23 protein-coding genes and 1 pseudogene are annotated in these 23,253 nt (G+C 43.4%); 10 read left to right on the top strand and 14 right to left on the bottom strand.

Annotation, left to right across the window (positions count from 1 at the left end; genetic code table 11):
* Window positions 1-29 precede the first annotated feature (29 nt).
* Window positions 30-734 carry a ribonuclease III gene (gene rnc / locus PN470_RS06965; RefSeq protein ID WP_271934909.1) on the top strand — a complete coding sequence of 235 codons (705 nt, stop codon included), beginning with the start codon at window positions 30-32 and terminating at the stop codon, window positions 732-734.
* 16 nt (window positions 735-750) lie between these two features.
* On the opposite strand, the gene PN470_RS06970 is transcribed toward rnc, so the two are convergent.
* The 4 genes from PN470_RS06970 to PN470_RS06985 all read right to left on the bottom strand — a co-directional run bounded on the left by PN470_RS06970 (window position 751) and on the right by PN470_RS06985 (window position 3,899).
* Window positions 751-1,821, bottom strand: a complete 1,071-nt coding sequence (locus tag PN470_RS06970; protein WP_103112127.1) for a WD40 repeat domain-containing protein — start codon at window positions 1,819-1,821, stop codon at window positions 751-753.
* An 87-nt stretch (window positions 1,822-1,908) separates the two neighbouring features.
* A complete protein-coding gene (locus PN470_RS06975) occupies window positions 1,909-2,202 on the bottom strand; it encodes a hypothetical protein (RefSeq protein WP_002755534.1) in 294 nt (97 codons plus the stop codon).
* 110 nt (window positions 2,203-2,312) lie between these two features.
* Window positions 2,313-3,467, bottom strand: coding sequence for a glutamate--cysteine ligase (gene gshA, locus PN470_RS06980; protein ID WP_002773150.1), 1,155 nt, complete (start codon window positions 3,465-3,467; stop codon window positions 2,313-2,315).
* Window positions 3,468-3,506: 39 nt separating this feature from the next.
* Window positions 3,507-3,899, bottom strand: coding sequence for a pre-16S rRNA-processing nuclease YqgF (locus tag PN470_RS06985; RefSeq protein WP_016515004.1), 393 nt, complete (start codon window positions 3,897-3,899; stop codon window positions 3,507-3,509).
* A gap of 128 nt (window positions 3,900-4,027) precedes the next feature.
* Between PN470_RS06985 and PN470_RS06990 the strand changes: the two genes are divergently transcribed.
* Window positions 4,028-4,930, top strand: coding sequence for a DMT family transporter (locus PN470_RS06990; protein ID WP_130757263.1), 903 nt, complete (start codon window positions 4,028-4,030; stop codon window positions 4,928-4,930).
* Window positions 4,931-4,935: 5 nt separating this feature from the next.
* On the opposite strand, the gene PN470_RS06995 is transcribed toward PN470_RS06990, so the two are convergent.
* From PN470_RS06995 to PN470_RS07015, 5 genes are all read right to left on the bottom strand, one after another.
* Complete coding sequence (locus tag PN470_RS06995) at window positions 4,936-6,186, bottom strand: vWA domain-containing protein (protein WP_271934907.1); 1,251 nt, start codon at window positions 6,184-6,186, stop codon at window positions 4,936-4,938.
* A gap of 437 nt (window positions 6,187-6,623) precedes the next feature.
* Window positions 6,624-7,877 carry a methionine gamma-lyase family protein gene (locus tag PN470_RS07000; protein ID WP_271934906.1) on the bottom strand — a complete coding sequence of 418 codons (1,254 nt, stop codon included), beginning with the start codon at window positions 7,875-7,877 and terminating at the stop codon, window positions 6,624-6,626.
* 102 nt (window positions 7,878-7,979) lie between these two features.
* Complete coding sequence (locus tag PN470_RS07005) at window positions 7,980-9,539, bottom strand: HlyD family secretion protein (protein ID WP_271934905.1); 1,560 nt, start codon at window positions 9,537-9,539, stop codon at window positions 7,980-7,982.
* 26 nt (window positions 9,540-9,565) lie between these two features.
* Entirely contained in the window at window positions 9,566-10,249 is a 684-nt protein-coding gene (locus PN470_RS07010; RefSeq protein WP_318025960.1) for an ATP-binding cassette domain-containing protein, read from the bottom strand.
* 32 nt (window positions 10,250-10,281) lie between these two features.
* Window positions 10,282-10,677 carry a hypothetical protein gene (locus tag PN470_RS07015; protein ID WP_238142373.1) on the bottom strand — a complete coding sequence of 132 codons (396 nt, stop codon included), beginning with the start codon at window positions 10,675-10,677 and terminating at the stop codon, window positions 10,282-10,284.
* A 341-nt stretch (window positions 10,678-11,018) separates the two neighbouring features.
* On the opposite strand from PN470_RS07015, the gene PN470_RS07020 reads away from it, so the two are divergent.
* The gene (locus tag PN470_RS07020; RefSeq protein ID WP_103112132.1) at window positions 11,019-11,681 is read left to right on the top strand and encodes an ABC transporter ATP-binding protein; all 663 of its coding nucleotides are present in this window, start codon (window positions 11,019-11,021) and stop codon (window positions 11,679-11,681) included.
* Between the two features lie 12 nt (window positions 11,682-11,693).
* Here the strand turns inward: PN470_RS07020 and PN470_RS07025 are convergent, their stop codons facing one another.
* On the bottom strand, window positions 11,694-12,980 hold the full coding sequence (locus tag PN470_RS07025) for an ABC transporter permease (protein WP_271934903.1): 1,287 nt from the start codon (window positions 12,978-12,980) through the stop codon (window positions 11,694-11,696).
* Window positions 12,981-13,187: 207 nt separating this feature from the next.
* Window positions 13,188-13,286, bottom strand: a pseudogene (locus PN470_RS22335) (aluminum resistance protein); the annotation flags it as partial.
* Window positions 13,287-13,405: 119 nt separating this feature from the next.
* Here PN470_RS22335 and PN470_RS07030 point away from each other — a divergent pair.
* Window positions 13,406-14,239 (top strand): acyl-CoA desaturase, encoded by an 834-nt coding sequence (locus PN470_RS07030; protein ID WP_002733282.1) that lies wholly within the window; start codon window positions 13,406-13,408, stop codon window positions 14,237-14,239.
* 46 nt (window positions 14,240-14,285) lie between these two features.
* Here the strand turns inward: PN470_RS07030 and PN470_RS07035 are convergent, their stop codons facing one another.
* Entirely contained in the window at window positions 14,286-14,585 is a 300-nt protein-coding gene (locus PN470_RS07035; protein WP_103112134.1) for a hypothetical protein, read from the bottom strand.
* Between the two features lie 147 nt (window positions 14,586-14,732).
* Between PN470_RS07035 and dxr the strand changes: the two genes are divergently transcribed.
* From dxr to PN470_RS07050, 3 genes are all read left to right on the top strand, one after another.
* Complete coding sequence (gene dxr / locus PN470_RS07040; RefSeq protein ID WP_103112135.1) at window positions 14,733-15,905, top strand: 1-deoxy-D-xylulose-5-phosphate reductoisomerase; 1,173 nt, start codon at window positions 14,733-14,735, stop codon at window positions 15,903-15,905.
* 482 nt (window positions 15,906-16,387) lie between these two features.
* Entirely contained in the window at window positions 16,388-17,683 is a 1,296-nt protein-coding gene (gene proA, locus PN470_RS07045; RefSeq protein WP_271934902.1) for a glutamate-5-semialdehyde dehydrogenase, read from the top strand.
* A 15-nt stretch (window positions 17,684-17,698) separates the two neighbouring features.
* Window positions 17,699-18,370 (top strand): riboflavin synthase, encoded by a 672-nt coding sequence (locus tag PN470_RS07050; RefSeq protein WP_271934900.1) that lies wholly within the window; start codon window positions 17,699-17,701, stop codon window positions 18,368-18,370.
* 88 nt (window positions 18,371-18,458) lie between these two features.
* On the opposite strand, the gene PN470_RS07055 is transcribed toward PN470_RS07050, so the two are convergent.
* Both PN470_RS07055 and PN470_RS07060 read right to left on the bottom strand, forming a co-directional pair.
* Complete coding sequence (locus tag PN470_RS07055) at window positions 18,459-18,929, bottom strand: PIN domain-containing protein (protein ID WP_271934898.1); 471 nt, start codon at window positions 18,927-18,929, stop codon at window positions 18,459-18,461.
* Entirely contained in the window at window positions 18,929-20,116 is a 1,188-nt protein-coding gene (locus PN470_RS07060; protein WP_271934897.1) for an XRE family transcriptional regulator, read from the bottom strand. The genes PN470_RS07055 and PN470_RS07060 overlap by 1 nt, the downstream gene beginning before the upstream one ends.
* Before the next feature lie 243 nt (window positions 20,117-20,359).
* Between PN470_RS07060 and ahcY the strand changes: the two genes are divergently transcribed.
* From ahcY to PN470_RS07075, 3 genes are all read left to right on the top strand, one after another.
* Complete coding sequence (gene ahcY, locus PN470_RS07065) at window positions 20,360-21,637, top strand: adenosylhomocysteinase (protein ID WP_272104153.1); 1,278 nt, start codon at window positions 20,360-20,362, stop codon at window positions 21,635-21,637.
* Between the two features lie 135 nt (window positions 21,638-21,772).
* On the top strand, window positions 21,773-22,378 hold the full coding sequence (locus PN470_RS07070; protein ID WP_002769621.1) for a DedA family protein: 606 nt from the start codon (window positions 21,773-21,775) through the stop codon (window positions 22,376-22,378).
* 144 nt (window positions 22,379-22,522) lie between these two features.
* The gene (locus PN470_RS07075; protein ID WP_272104155.1) at window positions 22,523-23,101 is read left to right on the top strand and encodes a hypothetical protein; all 579 of its coding nucleotides are present in this window, start codon (window positions 22,523-22,525) and stop codon (window positions 23,099-23,101) included.
* The last annotated feature ends 152 nt before the right edge of the window (window positions 23,102-23,253 follow it).

Genomic DNA, 23,253 nt, shown 5'->3' on the forward strand with positions numbered 1-23,253 from the left:
ACACCCCACACCCCCTTCTTCCCGCTCCCATGTCCTTAAGTGATCCGCGTCGCCAAAAACAATTAAAAACCCTAGTGGAAAAGCTGGGTTTATCAGCTGATGTCCCCGTCAGATGGGATTTATTAGATTTGGCCCTAACTCATCCCAGTGTTTCCCGTGATAAGAATTATGAACAATTGGAATTTGTAGGCGATTCTGTGGTGAGACTCGTGGCGGCGGAGGTATTGTTAGAAACCTATCCGGAGGCGCTCGTGGGAGAATTTGCTGCCCTGCGATCGATGATGGTTAGCGATCGCACTCTGGCGGAATTTGCGGATCGCTACGGTTTCGAGCGTTATTTATTGGTATCAAGTAGTACGAGTATTGATCGGGCGGGGCGAATTTCTCGACTAGCAGACGCTTTTGAGGCGGTCTTGGGAGCATTATATCTTAGTACACAGACGATGGTTTTAGTGCGTTCTTGGTTAGATGAGCCACTAAGGGAAAAAGCGGCCGAAATCCGTCGAGATCCGGCCCGACAGAATTATAAGGATGCCTTGCAGGAGTGGACACAAGCAAAATACAAAAAACTGCCGCAATATTTAGTTAAAGAAATCAATGGTTTAGATCAAGAACGTTTTTGCGCGGAAGTGTGGTTAAATGAGCAGAAATTAGGAATGGGAACTGGCAGAAGCAAAAAAGCAGCGGAACAGGCAGCGGCGAAATCGGCTTTTCTAGAAGTGGTTAAAGGCTAAATGGGGGCATTTTTGCCTAACGAACGAATTGCCAGAGGCGAATTTTAAAATCATAATTACCACTAGCTAAATACTGCCCATCGGGACTAAAAGCTAGGGATTCCACCCAGTCGGAATTATTATCAAACCAGGCCAATTGTTTCCCCGTGGTCACATCCCATAAACGCACACCGTCATTACTAGCACTAGCGAGAATTTGTCCCTTAGGATGGAGTGCCAGGGAACGGATTCGGGCCGTATGACCGACGAGGGTAAATAATAACTGATTATTGCTCGTATCCCAGATTTTAATCGTGCGGTCTAAACTACCCGTAATTAAATTTTTACCGTCGGGAGTGTATAAAAGCTGGCTCACCGCTTGGGGATGGGCAGCAAATTTCGATAAAAATTTGCCCTCGCGGATGTCCCAAAAATGTACCTCACCGTTTTCATGACCGCTGGCAAGGGTGACACCATCGGATTTCATGCCTAGGGAATAAACAAAATTACCCACCCAATTTAAACGATAGAGGGGACGGCGGGGGGGTTGCACTGTCCAGAGGCGAATTCCTTCCAAACCACCACTAATTAACGTTTTACCATCGGGAGTAACGGTAAGGGCGAGGACCGTATTACCGTGTTCGAGGGCAATTCCCAAATACTTGCCTTCCACCAGATTCCAAAAATTAATCGAACCATCTAAACCGCTACTAACTAATAATCTTTCGTTGGGACTAATGGCTAAAGCTTTGACGCTGGTTCTTTGGGCGCGAGTTTGGGAAACTTTTTGCCCTGTTTTTACGGACCAAATTCTCAGGAGAGGATCCGTATCACTACCACCAGCGAGAACTAATTGGTTATCGGGGCTGAAAATCACAGCATTAGGGGTGGATTGTTGCCCTTCTAAGGTTTTAGCGAGGGTAAGTCTGCCTAAACCTTCTACTAGGATAGTTTCCGGGGTTTTTTCGCCACTTTCAGCCGCGGGTTTAGGGGGGGCAATGGGATTTTGGGCATGACTAAGCTGATGTTGCCCGATTGTCAGCGTGGTTAAGACACTGACCACAATTGCCCCGACAAGTTTCTCCCCACGCGTAAATCGGAATTTCATAAATTTAGTTGAATATTAACAAATGAACGGTGCTATAAATTCTAGCCTTTGAGGGGATTGATTGCCAAGCAAGGTGAAATTTTTGAGCTAAGAAGGTCGATTTTTTTCGTTTTTCAGGGTTGGTAAAGCTACTTGACTTGATTGGGGCGGTAAATAGTATCTTGCTGCTTCTTCTTTGTTGATTGCCTTGCTTTTTTGGCTCTGTTGCCACCTGGCGAATATAGCGATCGCCATAATCGTTGCCCCTAAGGATAGCAGTGTCCATCTTTGTCCTAGAACCCCGATGATGACATCTATTGCCGCTGCGGTAAAGATAAAGCTAGTTATTGGTTCTTGACGGTAAGCTTTCTTGAGGAAACGCGGCCAGAGGAGATTACTCATTTTATCTATTATTTCTACGGTTTCGATAATTCCAGCTTATCCTATCATCCTGAAAAATGTTGTCGATATAACCTCAAGAGAGCCAAATAATTAGAGAAAAAGTCTTTTATTCAGGCAACTAGAATATGTTGACATAATTTATGTTCTAACTCTCGTTCCTGTTTTTCTAGGGTAATAATCGCCTGTTTGATAATACTTTTAACATCCATCCCCTGGTCGGATTGTTTTAACCATTGTTGTGCGGTGTTACCTTCACGGAGGATTTTTTGTAGGGGAGAGAGGAAACAACTAAAACCCTTTTCTTTAGCAACGGGATAAACTTGAACATAGAGGTCTTTAATCCAATCCCTAGCTAAGATTTCCCGGCCATCGTACCAATGTCTCAGGGTGGCATCAAGACTAAAACGTGCGGCAGCCTGTTCGTTTTCTTGGGTTAAAGTTAATAAATCCTCGCTGCGATTGCTACTGGGTAATTGACTTAAAATTAAGGGGTCTAATTGGGGATCTTGTAAAAGTTGAGTTAAACGGGCCTCTAAAAAAGCCATAACTGCTAATAAACTAATAGGATTAGCAATCAGGTCACAAATTCGCAATTCTAGACGATTGAGATTATAGGGACGATTGCTACCGTTAGGACGTACCGAAACCCAGAGATGACGAACATTCTGCATCGTACCGAGTTTTAATTGTTCCTCGGTCCAGGTGACAAAATGTTTATGACTCTCAAAGAGAGGAACATAAGCAGGAGTTTGGGGGAAAACTTGCCAACGACGGGAATGGGAACCGGTGATTTTACCATCGAGAAAAGGAGAGGAAGCACTTAAAGCCAAGTATAAAGGAGCTTCTAGGCGAATTAAGCGACAGGCACGCATTAAATCCTCATAATCGCTAATACCGACGTTAATATGAATACTGGCCGTGACTACATTAGTGCCGTAGGTCTGTTCGATATAGTCATGATAGGGATTGTGGGGGTCACTGCGATAAAAATATTGACTATCGCCCAAGGAGAGGGTACTGCCAGGGATGAGGGTATAATCGCCTAAACGACGCAAATATTGCCGTAGAGCCAGACGAGGTTTTAAAGTAGCGCATAAAAGACGGTCATAGTTAGTCATGGGAGCCGTAGTATATTCTACGTTACGACTATCCGGTTCCCGGACAAAACCATCTAAATCCTTGACAATGCGATCGGATAAACCGATAATTTCTCCGGCTGCTGTTCCGGTGTACATTTCCACTTCAAAACCTTTACTTAGGAGCATCGTCAATTCACCCTGCTGTGTCTATTTTGTAGTGTGACATTATTTTGACTGTAAATGACGTTCGATCAGCAGAATCGCCACTATATCATCAATGGGGCGATCAGGAAGACGCATACCTTGGGGGATGAGTTTCTGTAATCCTTTGGGGGGGAACATTTGCCAATAGCGATCGCGAGCTTCTAGGGTACTATTGCGTTCATCTACTAGAGTAATCGGGACGGTGACACGAGCGGCAATTTTTTCGCGCCAACTTTTTGAGGTGGTTTGATTCCCCATCACCAATAATTCGATCGGATATTGTTGACAGAGACTGGCTAAACGCTCGATCGCTTGTGACGATGCTATCACCTCATGGGTATAAATTTTCCCTGTCGATGACCTAACCGCGATCCCACATTTATCCTTACCCGGATCAAAACCGAGAATACACATAGTTTTTATCTTCTGCAGCAGTGGTCGGTTTTATTAAATCACTAAATTAGCGGGGGTGTGGGAAGTGGGGATAATAAATAAAAATAGTCTCGGAGTCTTCTTAATACTGTCTCCTGACAAATATGATAATGCTCAACGGATTTAGTCTCGGTGAAAATTTAACGGGAGAGATAGCGGCTTTGAGTGCGGCGGCGCTTTGGGCGGTTTCTGCGGCGATTTATAGCCTATTAGGCCAGAAAATCCCGCCTTTATTGCTTAATTTTCTGAAAGGAGTAGTCGCGATCGCTTTAATTGCCCTGACGCTGCCCCTTTCCGGACAATGGCACGATGTTAATCAACAAAGTTCGGTATTTATACTCTTGACAAGTGGCGCAATTGGTATAGGAATCGGTGACACGGCCTATTTTACCGCCCTTAATTATTTGGGACCGCGAAAAACCCTCCTGTTAGAAACCCTTTCGCCTCCGTTGGGGGCGATTCTAGCGGCGACTTTTTTGGGGGAATCCCTGAAAATATCGGCTTATATTGGCATTATTTTGACCATCTTCGGGGTTGCTTGGGTTATTTCCGAAAAAACTCCCGAAATCAATAGTCAACGCCCCTGGCGGCAAGGAATTGCCTGGGCTTTAATTGCGGCGATTTCCCAAGCGGTGGGGGCGGTTTTATCTCGTCAGGCACTGGTGCAGTCGGGAATGTCTTCTTTGCAGAGTGCCCTGTTTCGTCTGTTAGCGGGGACGGGAATAGTGTTAATTCTGATGTTTTTTCGCCGTCAGGAATCATCACCACCGATTAACTGGTCATTGCGTCTGATTGCTATTATTATTGTCACTGCTTTCGGCAGTACGTTTTTAGGCATTTGGTTACAGCAAACTGCTTTAAAATTCTCTCCTGTGGGTATTGCCCAAACTCTCACCGCTACCAGTCCTTTATTTGTCCTGCCGATCGCAGCCATGATGGGGGATCGGATTAACTTGCGGGCGATTTTCGGAGTGACAATTGCTTTGCTAGGAATTGGGATTTTGTTTCAATAAGTAGTTTATTCATCGGTTTGTAGTCTTGTTTTAGCAATAATACGGGTTTTCTTTAAATCCCCCTCGCTCAATTCTTCTCCCACCTGTAAACGGGTGGCATTAGTTTGGAGGACGGTGGCGGCGTTTTTCTCCCCCAATTGTAGGGCGGTTTTGGCTGCGGTTTGTAGCATGGTGGCGGCGGCTGCTCGATCGCCCTTTTTTAATTTTTCTTCAGCGATTTGGGTTTGACGATATTTGGCTAAAGTCAGAATTGATTTCTGAACTTGATCGTTTAATTGGGATTGATAGAGAGCTTGGGAGGTGATATCAAGGTTAAAAGTCGCAGTTTCTAGCCCTTTTTGACCGGAAGCGGGATCATCGTAGCGAATCTTCACCTTAGCTATGGTGTGAGTACCGGGGGGAATTTGGTCAATATAGAGATTGAGGAGGAGAATTTTTTCTTCATCTATCATTAAATCCCCCAAACGGGTGATGTAAAAATTCCCCTCTTTTTGTAGGCTCATTTCTATAGTTTCTGGGGCAACTTGGGCAATGGGTTTTAAGTCGGCTAAATGAGTCCGAGCATCTAATTCTAATTGCAGGAAAGCGTTAGTTAACCGCACAGATTGCAGACGGTTAAACAGACGAGTAAATTCAATTAAAGCCTGTTCGGGTCTTTCGATATAGGATAAACTTCCGCCGGCGATATCGGCAATTTTTTCTAGGATATCTTGATTCCAATGATCGCCAAAACCGAAGGTATTTAAGGTGATACCGTACTCAGCTGCTACTGCGGCTAATTTTAAACAGCGTTGATTATCTCCGTGTTCATTTTCACCATCGGTAAGCAGAAAAATATGAGATACATAACCTTTGCTGCCGCTGGAACTTTCTTGAATGCCTAATTTTATCCCTTCATCGATCGCCGTACCTCCTCCCGCTCGTAATTGTTGAATTTTTGAGCGAATTAAGGTCAGATCATCCTGTCGCGATTGGGAGGGAAGAATAACTTTAGCGCGATGATCGAAAGCTATCACCGAGAGACGATCATTAACTCCGAGGGATTCTATTAAACTTAAAGCCGCTTTTTTGACCGTTTCTAGGGGTTTTCCCTGCATAGAACCGCTATGATCGAGAACTAAACAAAGATTAATCGGTAAATTTGTGTCAATCTGTTCACTGGTGGCGGCGATCGATAGCATCAGTTGACGTTGACTGCTGCTTTGATTAGCATCGATATTACTGTCACTCAAGGCCGATTTTAGAGTTACCCGCATAAGAGTTTTTAATCGTGGTCGTTGATATTTATATTCTAATGAGTATAGTTAGATTTGTGCTTATTTTACCGTCTGGCATCGAGTTAGACAAGTTGGAAACTGGGTGCATCTCATTTTTGTCAATCTACATTGATCTTAAAAATTAGGAATTACCCAAAAAAAGAGCCTAAATCAATCAATAAGTCCTTAACAAAAATAAAAAAGGAATAAATACGACTCTCTTATTCTTTGTGTGATAAGTTTAACTTATATAGGAGCGACCGATCTTTGTGTCCTTTGTGTCTTTGTGGTTCGTGCCACTCGCTCGCCAGCAGAATTATATCTCAAGAATACATTTTACCCACCAAACCCAAGAGAGCCTAAATACTAATATGGAACTTTTGCCCCCTGACAGTCCCCTTTTTGTTAACCACAAAGACAGGAAGTTAGGATTTTAACTAAGGGAGAGAAGGAAGCTGAGGGGAACCATTCAACAAAGCGGCGATCGCTTGTTCTAAAGCTAGGGAAATATGGGTCCAATGGGTTCCCCCCTGACAAAAAACGATATAGGGTTCCCGGAGGGGTCCATCGGCGGAGAATTCCGAGGTGCTACCATCGATAAACGTGCCACCAGCCATCACTACTTGGCTCTCATAGCCCGGCATTTGGGCAGGAATGGGGTCCAAGTAGGAACCGATGGGAGAATAGGCTTGAATGGCTTTACAGAAGGCAATCAGCTTATCGGGAGAACCGAGTTTAATCGCTTGAATAATATCGCGTCGAGGCACAAAAGGAGCAGGATTGACCGGATAACCCAACTTATCACCCACATAGGCGATTAAATGACTGCCTTTCATCGCTTCTCCCACCATTTGCGGCGCTAGAAACAATCCCTGATAAAGGAGACGATTTTGGTCAAAAGTTGCCCCTCCCTCGCTACCGATCCCCGGTGCTGTCAGACGATAGCAGGCCATTTCCACTAATTCCGCTTTACCTGCTATGTATCCCCCGGCCGTGACGATTGTACCTCCGGGGTTTTTAATTAGAGAACCGGCCATCAGATCTGCCCCCACGTCGGTGGGTTCTTGGGTGTTGATAAATTCTCCATAGCAATTATCGACAAAACAGACGGTATTCGGGTTTTGTTGTTTAACTATACGGACAATTCTCTCGATTTCGTCAATAGACAAACTCGATCGCCAGGAATAACCGCAGGATCTTTGAATATGGACTAAACGGGTTTGGGGTTTCACTGCTGTGGCCAAGGCCAACCAATCGATCGCACCGGTAGAATCTAGCTCTAATTGCCGATAAACAACGCCAAAATCCTTTAAAGAGCCTTGACCACTGCCCCTAATTCCAATTACTTCTTCTAGGGTATCGTAGGGCGCACCGGCTACCGCTAACATTTCATCCCCTGGTCGGAGAACCCCATACAAGGCACAGGCGATCGCATGGGTTCCTGAAACAAATTGTACCCGCACCGCTGCCTTTTCGGCCCCCAGGGCTTGGGCGAACACTTGATCTAAAGTATCCCGTCCCAAGTCATCATGACCATAACCACTAACACTGGCAAAATGATGCACCCCGACGCGGTTTGCACGGAAAGCGCAGAGGACTTGACGGAGATTTTCCTTGACCTGTGCGTCAATTTCCGAAAAAATGGGCAGTAAGGCCTTTTCTGCCCTGTGGAGTAGAGAGGGGATATCCATCAAAGAATAGACTGTGATCTGTATTGCATTTACCAAGCCTACTGATCATACAACGCCAGTCCTTGCGCTTAAAACAGTTGCCAAGGTTGACAATAGGAATGATTAGAGCGGCCCGCCGGGGGGAGGTGCGGCTCCCTGTGGTGGGGCCCCGGGGGGAGGGCCACCGGCAGCAGGTTCGTTCCCCCCACCACCAAAGAGACTTTGCCAAGAAAAACCTTGCCTTGGTCGGGTGTCCGAGGGTGGATTAATTAAGATATGTTCGGAGCCATCGAGTCCGCTTTTAACTTCGGTACGATTGCCGATAGTAACGCCAGTGGTAATGGGGACAAATCGGGGTGGTTGGTTAGGTGCGCCAACAAAAACACCAGTTTGCTCGTTCTGACGGGTAACGGCAATAGTTGGCACGGTTAAAGCGTTTTTCAGTTGGCCGACTTGGAAATCGGTAGAAACATTCATTCCCGCTTTCAATTCCCTGGCCGCCTTTTCTTCTAGGGTCACTTTCACTTCAAAACTGGTGACATTTTGTTCTACCGTTGCCTGGGTAGCAATCAGAGAGACTCGTCCATGAAATACCTTATCTGGATAAGCATCGGCTGTAATCGTCACCTTTTGCCCAACCCGTATCTTATCAATGTTTTTTTCTGCTACATTGCTGACCACTTCATTTTGTGAAACCAGGGATAAAATCGAGGAAGAAGTGGCCGAAGATACGGAACTGCCGGTCGTAGTAGGAGCGACAAAGGCCCCCGGTTCAGCGTAGACAAAAGTAACCACCCCGTCAAAGGGGGCTTTGATGATGGTATCCTCAATCTGAGTTTTGACATTTTGTAGAGAACCCTGAGCAGTAGTCACCTCCGCCCGTGCTTGATCGATTTCCTCCTGTCTTGTTCCTGCTTGGAGAAGGTCTAAGACCTGTTGTTGATTTCTCACTTCCGCCTTTGCTTGAGCAATTTCTTCCGAGCGAGTTCCTTCTTTAAGGAGAGATAGCTTTTCTTGGGATTCAATCACGGCAGCCTGGGCGCTATCCCTAGTTGCCAGTTTTTCGTTTAAAGTCTGTTGAGATATGGCTCCTTCGTTGAAAAGTAGCTGATTGCGACGATATTCATCATCAGATTTTTTGAAAATGGCTTTTAAACCTTCTAAACGAGCTTTTTCTTGGGCAATTTCCTGAGAACGATTACCGGCCATCAGCTTTTGTAGGTTGGCTTCTAGTTGTTCCAATTTCGCTTGGGCCTGAGCGATTTCTTGGGGACGATTACCGGCGATTAGTTTGCGGAGATTAGCTTGGGCTGCCGCTAGTTTGCCCTGGGATTCTAATAATTGACCCTGCCAATCAGAATCGTCCATTTTAGCAATTATCTGTCCTTTTTTGACAGTATAACCCTCATCTACTAGCAGTTCCTTCAAAATTCCTGCTGTTTTAGGGCTAACATTAACCACTTTTTCCGGTTCCACAGTGCCATTAGCGGAAACGATGATCGTTAGATCCGTCTGTTCCACGGCTACAGGCAGCGGACGGGAACTATCCCGCTGGGGCATCTGCCCAAACTGACGATAGGCGAGAACAATACCACCAATGGCTAAAAATAAAGTTAGTAATCCCAATGCCCAGCTAATTGCGGGCTGTTTGTTAAGTTTTTGGAAGGAGGAACTATCTGACATAGTGAGTAAGAAACTGGTGGGTTAATTTAGAGAGAACCTGATTGTTGAACAGTCTGTTCCGATTCCACAGCACCATAATCGAGCTTAATAATATGATCGGCTAGATGAAAATAGCGCTCATCATGGCTAATAACAATAACTATTTTCCCTCTTTCTTTCAGTTGTAGCAGTATCTGTTTATAGAATAGCTCCCTAAAACGGGGTTCTTGGTCGGCGGCCCATTCATCAAACACATAGATAGGACGATCCTCTAAATAGGCTGTTAATAAAGCCAGTCGTTTCCTTTGTCCTTGAGATAGTTCTGTGGTGGATAAAACTCCATTTTTGACCGTGACTTTATGGGCTAATTGCAGTTGCATCAGATAATTTTCTACCTCTTGATCGAGATTGGGGCGATCAAAACCGAGAAAACTATCGAATAAGTAAAAATCAGAGAAAATTGCCGAGAAATGTTGACGATACCACTCCACATTATCTTGGGTAATACGTTTACCATTGAGGTAAATTGCTCCCGATAGGGGTGGGTATAGTCCTGTAATTAGTTTAGCTAAAGTTGACTTGCCGCTGCCATTGCCGCCAATAATAAAGATCAGTTCCCCTGGTTGCCAAGAAAAGCTAATTGGTCCGAGCAGAAATCCTTTTTCATCTGTCCTTGGCGGTGGTGGTGGGTTGCCTTTTTGAGAATAGGGGGGATGGGATGGAAAGGGAATTGGTTTCTTCTCGGAGGAGGGGGATTCTGGTGCTAGTGCTGGTAAACTATTGGCAAAACCTTGAGAAAAACCATTATGAGGAAAGGGTGGATGGCCTTCCGGGAAACCTTCGGGGGGGAAAGGTGGATGGCCTTCCGGGAAACCTTCGGGGGGGAAAGGTGGATGGCCTTCCTGATTCCCCCTAAAGCTTGGGCCTGTTCATCATTACCGAGTAATTGTTTTAAGAGTTCTTGATCTTGTTCTGTTAGACGCGGTAGATTGGCTGGGGCAGCCCCAGCCGGTGCAAAGGGCTGCGGTGTCCCCGGAGGATTGTTCTGGTGTCCACCAGGTGGGAACCCTTGATGCGCTCCGGGAGGAGGACCTTGAGGTACACCAGGAGGAGGGCTTTGCGGGGCAGCGGGGGGGTGAGGATGTCTTGGTGTTAACATTGATTAATTTCTCCCTATACTTACTATTTAGTTTTTCTATCCTACTCTCACTATTTTAAAGTGATTCCAGATCTTGTTTATTTCTTAATAATTGCCTCTCTTGAGCTAAAGAGTTTTAATCAAGTACCTAGTTGAGATAACTCTCAGAAAGTGGGCAAAATTGGATACATTCATCTTTAAATGTGGACATAGTTGGAACTTACCGATAAAAATAGCAGTTGATAGTCAACCAGCACCGAAAAAATTACTTCATATTTGTTAACATAGGTCCATTTTTGACATTCCACTGCTTAACCTAATTTTTAGGGCAAAATTATCCCAAAACACCCGTGGTAAAAACGATGATTTTCTTGCAGACGATTACAAAAATTTACTCTCTAGGGGAAGTGAAAATTCCTGTTCTTCGGGGCATAGATCTGGAAATTCGGTCAGGGGAATACGTGTCCATCATGGGAGCTTCGGGTTCCGGGAAATCAACCCTGATGAATATTATCGGCTGCCTCGATCGCCCGACGGGGGGACAATATATTTTAGAAGGCAGAAACTTAAAGAACTTGGACGATAACCAACTGGCTTATATTCGCAATCAGAGGATTGGCTTTGTCTTCCAACAATTTAATTTATTGTCCCGCTCCACTGCCCTAGAAAATGTCATGTTGCCGATGGTCTATGCCAATGTTCCCAAGCCAAAGCGTCGTCAAAGAGCAATGCAAGCTTTAGCTAGAGTTGGATTGGCTAATTATCTCCACAATCGGCCTAGCCAACTTTCCGGGGGACAACAACAGCGAGTCGCCATCGCCCGGGCCCTAGTTAATCAACCGGCTCTGGTGTTGGCCGATGAGCCGACGGGGGCCTTAGATACACAAACTTCCCAAGAACTGATGGATTTACTAACCGAACTCAATCAACAGGGGATCACGATTGTGATTGTCACCCACGATCCTGATGTAGCTGCCCAAACCAGGCGGGTTATCCGTCTTCAAGATGGCTTAATCGTTTTTTAGGATGTACTGGCCTCAATCCCTTCGTAAAGCGGTAATCGGGTCTAAATGAGCGGCAGAACGGGCGGGAATTACTCCTGCTAACAAACCAACGATAAAAGATAAGCCAAATCCACTGACTATCGACCAACCTGATAAGACAAAGGGAAATCGGAAAATCTGGGCGCTACAGAAGGCCACTAAAATTCCCGATAATACACCGATGCCGCCGCCAGTCAGGGAAATCATCACCGATTCCGCTAAAAACTGCTGGAGGATGGCCGAACGGGTAGCCCCCACAGCTTTGCGAATCCCGATTTCCCTGGTGCGTTCCACCACGGAAACTAACATGATATTAGCGATGCCAATACCACCCACTACTAAGGAAATGCCAGCGATCGCTACCAGCATCACTGTAAACAAACCCACTACCGTGGTCAAGGTTTTGACCACATCTGTTTGGTTTCTAATGCTAAAATCATCGGCTTGAGAAGCGGCGAGATTGTGGCGCTGACGCAAAAGATTAGTAATTTGATACTCGGCATTTTTCATCTGATCTTGCTGGTCAACTTTGACATAAATGCCGTTAACGGCCTTACCACTTAAAGAATTATTGCCCACCAGACGAGAAGACATATTGCTCAGAGGAATAAAGACCTGATCGTCGCGATCAATCGAACCTTCGGAACCTTTTGGCTCAAATACCCCAATAATTTCGTAACTATTTTTTCTTTCAATCCAAAGCTTTTTACCGATCGCATTGGTATCATCGCCAAAGAGTTCTGTTAACAGAGTCGAGCCTAAAATCGCCACTGGTGTCGCCTGTGCCATTTCTTCCTCGGTAAAAAATCGACCTTGGCTGAGTTCTGTATTTCTCGCTTTCATGTAGTTAAGATCGATGCCCACCACATTAGTGGCATGATTGACCTCGCCCGCCACCACCGGTGCCGGACGCTGCAGATAGGCGGAGACCACCTGCACACCAGGAACTTGATTTTGAATAACTTTGGCATCTTCCCAGATTAAGGTACTACTGGAACCGCGGCCGAGACTAATACCGCCAGTTCTGGCTTCTCCTGGTAAAATTTGTAAAACATTAGTACCTAGAGATTGAATTTTTTGTTCGGTGGCTTTTTGTACTCCTTGGCCTACGGAGGTGAGAGCAATCACGGAGGCAATGCCAATAATCACCCCTAACATGGTTAACAAAGTCCGCAGTTTATTGCTCCAGAGGGCTTCGATCGCTATCGAGACAATTTCGCTGATCGCCACGGGATGAGGATGATTAGTCTGAAGTATTTGTTTAGGTAAATAAACAGTCATTGATTTCGATGTAATCTGGCTAAATATAGAGTTATGAGCGGATAAAACAGATATTTGGGACTTATTTGTCTTTTTTTATCTATAAATCACCTTATTTACTGTTTCTAGAAGAGATTAGGCTGTATTGACTGCGGCTTTCCCGTCCGATAGCATTGCCGATAAAAACCCTCACTTAGGGAAATCAATCGCTTCGCCATACTTTCCCAATAGGATTTTAGCGAGATTTTCCTTGACCTGTGCGTCAATTTCCGAAAAGATGGGGAGTAGGGCCTCTTCTGCCCTGTGGAATAGAGAGGGGATATCCATCAAACAATAGACTGTGATATTTGTTACTATTTATTAAGCGTCAAAGTTCCCCCTGTGTCAAATCGAGACAGATAAGACAATGATGCTCTGTCTCCTGTTGTTTCCCTTTGGGTTATTCAATGACTGTTGCGACTTCCGAAAAACTGCCCATTGACTGGGTGACTCTCATCTACATGGCTTTTATCCACTTAGTGGCTCTTTTAGCCTTCTTGCCTGGCAATTTTAGCTGGGGTGCTGTGGGAGTGACATTGATTCTTTATTGGATTACCGGGGGTTTAGGAATTACCCTCGGTTTCCATCGTTTGGTTTCCCATCGGAGTTTTAAGACTCCCAAATGGTTAGAATACTTTCTGGTTTTGTGCGGGACTCTCGCTTGTCAGGGGGGTGCGATCGCATGGATAGGTTTACATCGTCTTCATCATAAATATTCTGATACTGCTCCCGATCCCCACGATTCTAATAAAGGTTTCTGGTGGAGTCACATGGGTTGGATGTTGCACGAAATTCCTGCTGATGAAGAAATTGCCCGTTTTACCCAGGATATCGCCGACGATCCTTTCTATAAATTCTGTCAAAATTATTTTGTTCCTATCCAAATTGTTCTAGGCTTAATTCTCTATGCTATGGGTGGTTGGCCGTTTGTAATTTGGGGAATTTTTGTTCGCTTGGTCTTAGTTTTCCACTCCACTTGGTTTGTCAACAGCGCCACCCACAAATTCGGTTATGTTAGCCATGAATCCCACGATAATTCTAAAAATTGTTGGTGGGTTGCTCTCTTAACTTTCGGTGAAGGTTGGCACAATAATCACCATGCCTATCAGTATTCTGCCCGTCATGGCCTACAATGGTGGGAAGTTGATCTGACTTGGATGACCATTCGTCTGCTGCAAATTCTGGGATTAGCTACTAATATTAAGTTGCCTCCCACCACAGCAGTCACGACAGAAAGTTAGTTTTATTTAGTGGTTAAATAGATGATAAATCTAGCCGAACTTATGTTTAAGTTCGGTTATTTTTTCTGCGACTTAACCCAAATCTGACGGCTTTTCCCACGGCACAACTGAGGAATATAGGTAATGCCAATCCTTCCCCAAAAAAAAGAATTAAGGACAGAATCCCTTTCATGAATGCTGCTGCTGCCGAACATTGACTGGGGAGAGCGCAACCCATCGGGCCAACAGCGAAGGATAACCAACCAAAAAAGAAAAAACACAGGGGAAATAAGAGGCAAAAAACCAGACCCCCCGCTAGACAGCCTAATCCATTGGCCTTTCTATTCGATTTCTTCTCTGTCACCATCTCTATCGCTAACTTTTTCTAAGCCTTAGCATAAAAAGGTCAAACTATCAACTTTTTTAACAAATGTTTAATATTTACGCTGATGTGCCGGAAAGACCCCAGAGAACGTATATTTAAAGCTAATCCCCAAATTATATTAAGTTTCTAATGAAAAAAATCTCGATTTTAGGCTCTACTGGCTCGATCGGTACTCAAACTCTCGATATTGTCACCGATCATCCCGATAAGTTTCAAGTGGTGGGATTAGCCACGGGTAATAATATTCAACTACTATCGGAGCAAATTCGGCAATTTCGCCCGCAAATCGTGGCGATTAATAACGAAAGTCAACTAGAAGACCTGAAAAGCCTAATTTCCGACCTTGACTATACCCCGATTATCCTAGCAGGAAAGGAAGGAGTAATCGAAGTGGCCCGTTATGGCGATTCCGAAAGCGTCGTCACGGGAATTGTCGGTTGTGCGGGATTGCTGCCCACGATTGCCGCTATTACTGCCGGTAAAGATATCGCTCTTGCTAATAAAGAAACTCTGATTGCTGGCGGTCCGGTGGTGCTGCCTTTAGTGGAAAAACACCGAGTTAAATTATTACCTGCTGACTCGGAACATTCAGCTATTTTTCAATGTTTACAGGGAGTTCCCACTGGGGGATTAAAAAAGATTATTCTCACCGCTTCTGGGGGTGCTTTTCGGGATTTACCGGTGGAAAAATTGCCGCAAGTAACCGTAGCTGATGCCCTGAAACATCCTAACTGGTCGATGGGCAGAAAAATTACCATCGATTCGGCTACTTTAATGAATAAAGGTCTAGAAGTTATCGAAGCTCATTATCTGTTTGGTGTAGATTATAATGCGATCGATATTGTTATTCATCCCCAAAGTATTATTCACTCTTTAATTGAGTTACAGGATACCTCGGTTTTAGCCCAATTAGGCTGGCCAGATATGCGTTTACCCCTGTTATATGCCTTGTCTTGGCCTGAAAGAATTTATACCGATTGGGAACCTTTAAATTTAGTTAAAGCCGGCAGTTTAACCTTCAAAGAACCCGATCATCAAAAATATCCCTGTATGGGATTAGCTTATGCAGCCGGCCGCGCAGGTGGGGCAATGCCAGCAGTATTAAATGCGGCCAATGAACAAGCAGTAGCATTATTTTTAGAAGAAAAGATTAGCTTCTTAGATATTCCCCGGGTGATTGAAAAAGTTTGCGATCGCTTTGCAATTCATAACAGTTCTACCCCTAGCCTAGATGACATTTTAGCCGCCGATGATTGGGCGCGTCAAGAAGTATCTAACTGTCTGATTGCCAATCCGGTCTAGATAGTCTAGATTCTGTAGGGATGTTAACTATAATGTCTCTACAGGTCTAGGATAGAAAAATCACTAATTTCGGCTATTTTTTCTATTTAACTAGATCTATGATGATCATGACAAGAGTTGATAACCTTCAATAAACCTCGAAAATAAAGATTAAATTGCCTAAAATCAGGGTTTTCTTATTCTTTGTGTGATAAGTTTAACTTATATAGGATCGATCTTTGTGTCCTTTGTGTCTTTGTGGTTCGTTCTAGTCGCTCGCTGGCAGGACTGTATCTTAGAGTACATTTTACCCACCAAACTCAAGAGAGCCAAATCTGTAAATAGACCATTTAATTGACTATTATTCATTCTTAATTCTCCTGACTACTGACTCCTAACCCTAACAACAATTTTTGGTTTTTGCAATGAGATCTAATGACCCTGAAACTTTCTCAAAAATAAGATAAAATAAACAAGATAGCGGTTATTACGTTTAATTTTCTATGGTTACAACTTCTCTATCCCTCCCCGAAATCGCCAGAGAAACCCGTCAAGCGAGTCGTCAACTGGCTATTCTGACTAACGAAGAAAGGAATGAAGCTTTAGAGGCTATTGCTGAGGCTTTGACTGCTAATGCTGATAAAATACTGGAAGCTAATATCGCCGATGTTCAAACAGCCAAGGCGATGGAATTATCTCCGGCTTTATGTGCGCGTTTAGAGTTAAGTGCTGGCAAATTAAAAACCGCCATTGCCGGGGTGCGAGATCTGGCTAAATTAGCAGATCCTTTAGCTACTATACAAATTAATCGGCAATTAGATCAAGGTTTAATTCTTCGGAGAATAACCTGTCCTTTAGGGGTTTTAGGGGTTATTTTTGAAGCTCGTCCCGATGCTTTAATTCAAATTACCAGTTTAGCGATAAAATCTGGCAATGGCGTTATTTTAAAAGGGGGGAAAGAGGCGCTCCGTTCTTGTCAAGCTTTAGTAACAATTATTCATCAGGCATTGAGTCAAACTAAAGTTAATTCGGCGGCGGTGCAATTGTTAACAACAAGAGAAGAAATTCAGGAACTCTTAAAACTTGATCAATACATCGATTTAATTATTCCTAGAGGTTCTAACGAATTTGTGCGTTATATCCAAAATAATACCCGCATTCCTGTCCTCGGCCATGCCGATGGTATCTGTCATCTCTACATCGACAAAGAAGCAGATTTAAGCAAAGCAATTAGAATTACCGTTGATGGTAAAACCCAATATCCTGCCGCTTGTAATACCATTGAAACTTTATTGGTTCATCAAGACATCGCTAGACAATTTTTACCCGCAGTGGCCCGAGCATTAGAGGAAAAAAAGGTTAAATTATTGGGAGATGAAGCAACTCGTCAGATTATTAACGTACCATCGGCCACAGAAGAAGACTGGCAAACCGAATATAGTGATTTAATTCTGTCAATTAAAATTGTTGATAGTCTAGAATCGGCAATCGAACATATTAATTATTACGGTTCTCGACACACGGAAGCCATTGTCAGCGAAAATTTTAACACAGCCAAAACCTTTAGCGATCGAGTCGATGCCGCCGGAGTTTTTCATAATTGTTCCACCCGATTTGCCGATGGTTTCCGTTACGGTTTTGGGGCTGAAGTGGGTATCAGTACCCAAAAAATGCCCCCCCGTGGTCCGGTGGGATTAGAGGGATTAGTGACCTACAAATATCAATTAGTGGGAGATGGTCATATTGTCGCCGATTATTCTGGGGAAAATGCCCAATCTTTCACTCATAAGGATTTATAGTCGAGAAAAAAGCCGATGTTTACAGGATTAATTCAAGCCTTGGGAAAAATTCGGGTCGTGCACACTGATAGACTATATTTGTCTGTATCCTCTGATACAATTCTCCAAGATTTAATGATTGGTGATAGTGTGGCTGTGGATGGAGTTTGTTTGACAGTCGAGGAAATTCTCTCAGAGGGTTTTGTGGCCACCGCTTCCCCAGAAACCCTACAGCGCACTACTTTGGGACGAAGGATTAAAACAGAAACCAACGTTAACCTAGAAACCTCTCTGCGGGTGGGTAGTAAAATCGGCGGTCATTTTGTCACCGGTCATGTGGACGGAATTGGCTGTTTAGTCGAATCGATAATCGTGGCTAATTCGTGGGAAATGACCTTTGCTGCCCCTAGTTCCCTAGAAGAGCAGTGGAATAACTACATAGCTCGTTATATCGTCGGTAAGGGCAGTATAGCTGTTAATGGCATCAGTTTAACCGTGGCCGATTGTGATGCCTCCGGCAGCTGGTTTAAAGTGGCTGTCATCCCCCACACCTACGCCGAAACCAATCTTTCCCATTTAAAATTAGGCGATTGGGTGAATCTAGAAGGGGATATTTTAGGCAAATATGTGGAAAAATTGCTAGGAATGCGCTCTTATCACCCTCCTAGCGAGATTAGCCTAGAATTTCTGGCTGAACATGGTTATTAGTTTTCCAGAAAAAGCCTTTTCAACTAGAAATCAATTCTGCACCACTGATTATATAAATTTATTGGCAATTTATCCATTAATTTTAGTTTTAAAATTGCCAACCTTCCCGCTCCATTAAACCCTGAACATTGGTGCAATCGATAGAAAAGTGTTGACAGACTGTGGGGATTTTGGGAGCATTAGGCTTCAAGGCTTCTTCGGTAATTACGCAACCGTCTTTTATCTTGGCACAGGCAATAATAAATGGGTCAGCCACTGGTTTTCCTTGTAATCTTGCTTTTTCACTCACTAAATCCTTAAAGTTTCTTATAGAAAAAATTTCAGGAATAAATAAAGTTTCCTGAGCAGTGGGTGGTAAAAATATTTGTTTATTGAAGTCTATCCAATCTAAAACAAATTGTTTATTATTGCCATATTCTACTTCTTTAAGCACTTCGCGTACTGATTGTAGTTTACCTTCTGACACAATCAAATCGATTTTTTGCCAAACGGTAGGAAAACTTTTGGGAAAATAGTTTCCTAAAACCTTAAAACTACTTGTGTCAAAAATGTAAACCATCAAAACAGTCCTTTGTCTAATAAATATTGTTCAAGTTTTTCCACCGTAGCAACTTTTTTAATGTTTAGATAATCAGCAACACGCTCGATATCGTATTGGCCTTGATAGTATTTATTGAACACAAGTTTTAGGTAATTTTCTCCCAAATATGTCGCCTGATTAGCATAGGGATTACCGCCAGATTTTTTATTTTTGTCCTGATTTTTTCCCACCTGCTCATTGTACCACTCGTTTACTTTAAGAGTATATTCTTTCTGAGAAATAAAGTTATTATCTAATAGTTTTCGTAGAACTACTTCTCGACTAACCTTATAATCACTGGAAATTTTCGAGATAATTTTATCATTATCGTTAACGTTAACTACTGTTTCTCTAATTATCTCAGAAAAGACATGATTAGGAAGCAAAAACTCCGCAGCAAATTTATTACAAAATATCTCGATACTTTTATTTGCTCCCTGCAAACTATTAATATATCTATCGTCAGACTTAGTAATTCCATTAGTCTGCAAAAGAATATGTGCTAATTCATGAAAAATGGTAAATATTTGTCTAGATTTTTCCGTGGTATTATTAAGATAGATGATCGGAAATTCAATATCTATCAAGCAAAATCCCGAAATTTCTCGCTGCTTAAAAGAACGCTTAAAAATAAAAATACCAGCTTCTTCCACGACACTACGCCATTTTTTTAAGGCAGTTTCCCGATCATTCCAGGTCAGTTGTTCTTCTAGAGTAACGTTTAAATAATTTCTGATCTGTTCGGCTAATTTCCTTAAATCATCACTAGAGCTAACCGCAATATCCTGAAAGATTTTCTTGGTACTAGGATTAATACCATTATTAATTTCCTGTAGCGACAATTGCATCGCTTTTGCTTGTCGTAAAGCATAGATAGTATCGGCGGCCAGGTTTTCGATTTCAAAGTCTGGCAAAGTTCTAAATTCTTGTTTTTCCTCCGCTTCTAGGGGAGGTTCTGGGAAAAAGAATAAAGCGAGAGGACGTTTATATATTTCTGCTAACTTTTCCAATTGACTATAGGTAGGAAAGTCCTCTCCTGACTCCCATTTCTCGATAACAGAAACATCTTTTTTAAACTTGACCGCCACAGACTCAAGAGAATATCTCGCCCTTTCTCTTGCCCATTGGATTATCTTGGGATTAACGCCTGTCAGTTTCTCGCCCATCACTTTATCTTATCATCACCAGATAGAGATTTCTAGCTTGATTTAGATCATAAAGTAGTTTTATTGTACTATATAATTACCTAAAATAGAGACAATGTACCGATTTCTGGATAGGTCAGCGAGGTATTGATAACTTTTTCCTATATAAAAAACCGGTGAAAAGCTTGACATTGGCGAAAATCCCCAGACAATGTTAAGTTAAATTAACCAATAGCCTAGGCTTGTATTTAAGGAAAACCCCTTATGGTAGCAACACCAGTTCAACAGAAATACGACATCAAAGATATTAGTTTAGCCCCCATCGGCAAACAGCGCATCGAATGGGCCGGTCGGGAAATGCCCGTTTTGCGTCAATTAGCCGAACGTTACGCCATCGAAAAACCCTTTGCTGGACTGCGTTTAGTCGCTTGCTGTCACGTTACCACTGAGACCGCTAATTTGGCCATCGCACTCAAAGCCGGTGGCGCCGATGCGTTACTAATTGCTAGTAATCCCCTTTCCACCCAGGATGATGTGGCCGCTTGTTTAGTCGCTGATTACGGTATCCCCGTTTATGCAATCAAAGGGGAAGATAACGACACCTATCACCGTCACGTTCAAATCGCCCTCGATCATAAACCCCAGATTATCATCGATGATGGTTGTGATGTAGTGGCCACCCTAGTTAAAGAAAGAAGTCACCAATTACCCGACATTATCGGTACTACCGAAGAAACTACCACCGGTATCGTCCGTTTGCAAGCCATGCTCAAAGCCGGGGTATTATCCTTCCCCGCAATGAACGTTAACGACGCAGAAACCAAGCATTTCTTTGATAATCGCTACGGTACAGGTCAATCTACCCTTGATGGTATCATTCGCGCCACCAATATCCTCCTTGCCGGTAAAACCGTGGTTGTGGCTGGTTATGGTTGGTGTGGTAAAGGTGTCGCTATGCGGGCCAAAGGTTTAGGCTCTAATGTAATTGTCACCGAAATCAACGCCGTACGCGCCATTGAAGCGGCGATGGACGGTTTCCGGGTTATGCCCATGGATGAAGCCGCTAAAGAAGGCGATATCTTCATCACCGTTACCGGTAACAAGCACGTTATCCGGGCTGAACATTTCGACCTGATGAAAGATGGGGCGATTGTTTCCAACTCCGGTCACTTTGATATTGAAATCGACCTGCAAGCTTTAGGCGCAAAAGCCGATAATGTCAAGGAAGTTCGCAACTTTACCCAACAATATAGCCTAAAAAGTGGTAAATCCGTCGTTGTTATCGGGGAAGGTCGCCTAGTTAACCTCGCGGCCGCCGAAGGTCATCCTAGCGCCGTTATGGATATGAGTTTCGCTAACCAAGCGATCGGTGTAGAATACTTGGTTAAAAATCAAGGTAAATTGGCCCCCGGCATCTACTCAATTCCCTACGAATTAGACCAAGAAATCGCCCGCTTGAAACTGCAAGCCATGGGGATTGAAATCGATACCCTCACCGAAGCCCAATTAGAATATATCAACTCTTGGACTTCCGGAACCTAATATCAGTTATCAGTTATCAGTTATCAGTTATCAGTTATCAGGAGTCGGTCGTCAGGAGATTGCTTTTATTTATTCTTGCCACTCCCCCACTCCCTTTTTTTTACTTTAAAACTGTTTTCTAAATCCTAAAAAAATATGACTGAATGGATTACAAATACAATGACTTCTATGGGCTATTTAGGCATAGCCCTATTGATGTTTTTAGAGAATCTTTTTCCTCCCATTCCCTCGGAATTAATTATGCCCCTGGCGGGTTTTACCGTCCATGAGGGACAAATGCAATTTATTCCGGCAGTGGTAGCAGGGATTGTCGGAACCGTAGTCGGAGCGCTACCTTGGTATTATCTCGGTCGGGTTGTGGATGAGGAAAAAATCGAAAAACTAGCCGATAAATACGGCAAATGGATTACCGTTTCCGCTAAGGATATTCAAAAAGCCAATCAATGGTTTAACCGTCACGGTAGTAAAGCGGTTTTACTCTGTCGTTTGGTCCCCGGAGTACGAACTTTGATTTCCCTACCCGCCGGGATGAATCACATGGCGATGATTCCCTTTTTAGTTTACTCCACCATCGGCACGACCCTCTGGGTCGTTTTTTTAACGGCAGCAGGTTACTTTTTAGGGAAAAATTACCCCCTTGTGGAAGAATATCTGGCTCCCGTCTCAAAAATCGCCCTACTTGTCCTGGTTATCTGGTTTATCCTCTGGATTATCCGCAAACGTAACCGCCGGTATGAGTAAATGTTGATCATAGGTGGTGCGTTACGACGGATTGTCACTTTCCAGTCACAGCAGCAATTTTTGCCGTCTAACGCACCCTCCGTTTTACTGTATCAGACTTATCTGAAATGACTATATTTTGTGAAAAAGCAATAAAATAAAATCATGAAAAAGCAAATTATGTCATTTTTAAAGCTCCTCTTGGGATTTGGTCCATGGCTGGCTTTTCTTTTTATTGCCCACGGTAGCTTATTTCGTCTTAAATTAGCATTGATTATCGCCTTAGTTCTGAGCATTATCATGGGCGTTACTAGGTGCAACCGAGGGGTAACTTTATGGGTGGGGTTGTTTTTCTTTTCCTCCGCCTCGTTAGCCGTGATTGTTTTCAATAATATGTGGGTTGTCAAACATATAGGGCTTGGAGCTTCTGGTTTACTGGCTATCTCTGCCTGGCTGAGCATAATTTTCGGCAAACCCTTTACGATAGAATATGCTAAACAAGAAGTTGATCCCTCCCTGTGGAACAATCCAACTTTTATCAAAATCAATATGATCATCAGTTCAGCTTGGGGTTTAACTTTCACAATTAACGCCATTTTAGCCTGGGGAAAGATGGAAAAACTTATCCTTCCTGAACTGGGTTATGAAATTATCAGTTATTTCCTTTTGATTACAACGTCAGTATTCACAAGTTGGTATCCTGATCATGTCCAAAAAAAAATTAAAAATACTCCTCATAGGTAGGTATAATTAATTCGTAGATACCTATAGTGCGAACGTCTCGTTCGCTGCTACAACGGTCAAGATGCTCCTACTACAGCTACTACATCTTGAATTTTAATTGAATATCTCAATCTTCATCCTCAGAAAAGGTAAACTCAACTTTACTAGGCATG

The organism is Microcystis sp. CS-574 (assembly GCF_028329095.1).
Lineage (GTDB): Bacteria > Cyanobacteriota > Cyanobacteriia > Cyanobacteriales > Microcystaceae > Microcystis > Microcystis ichthyoblabe_A.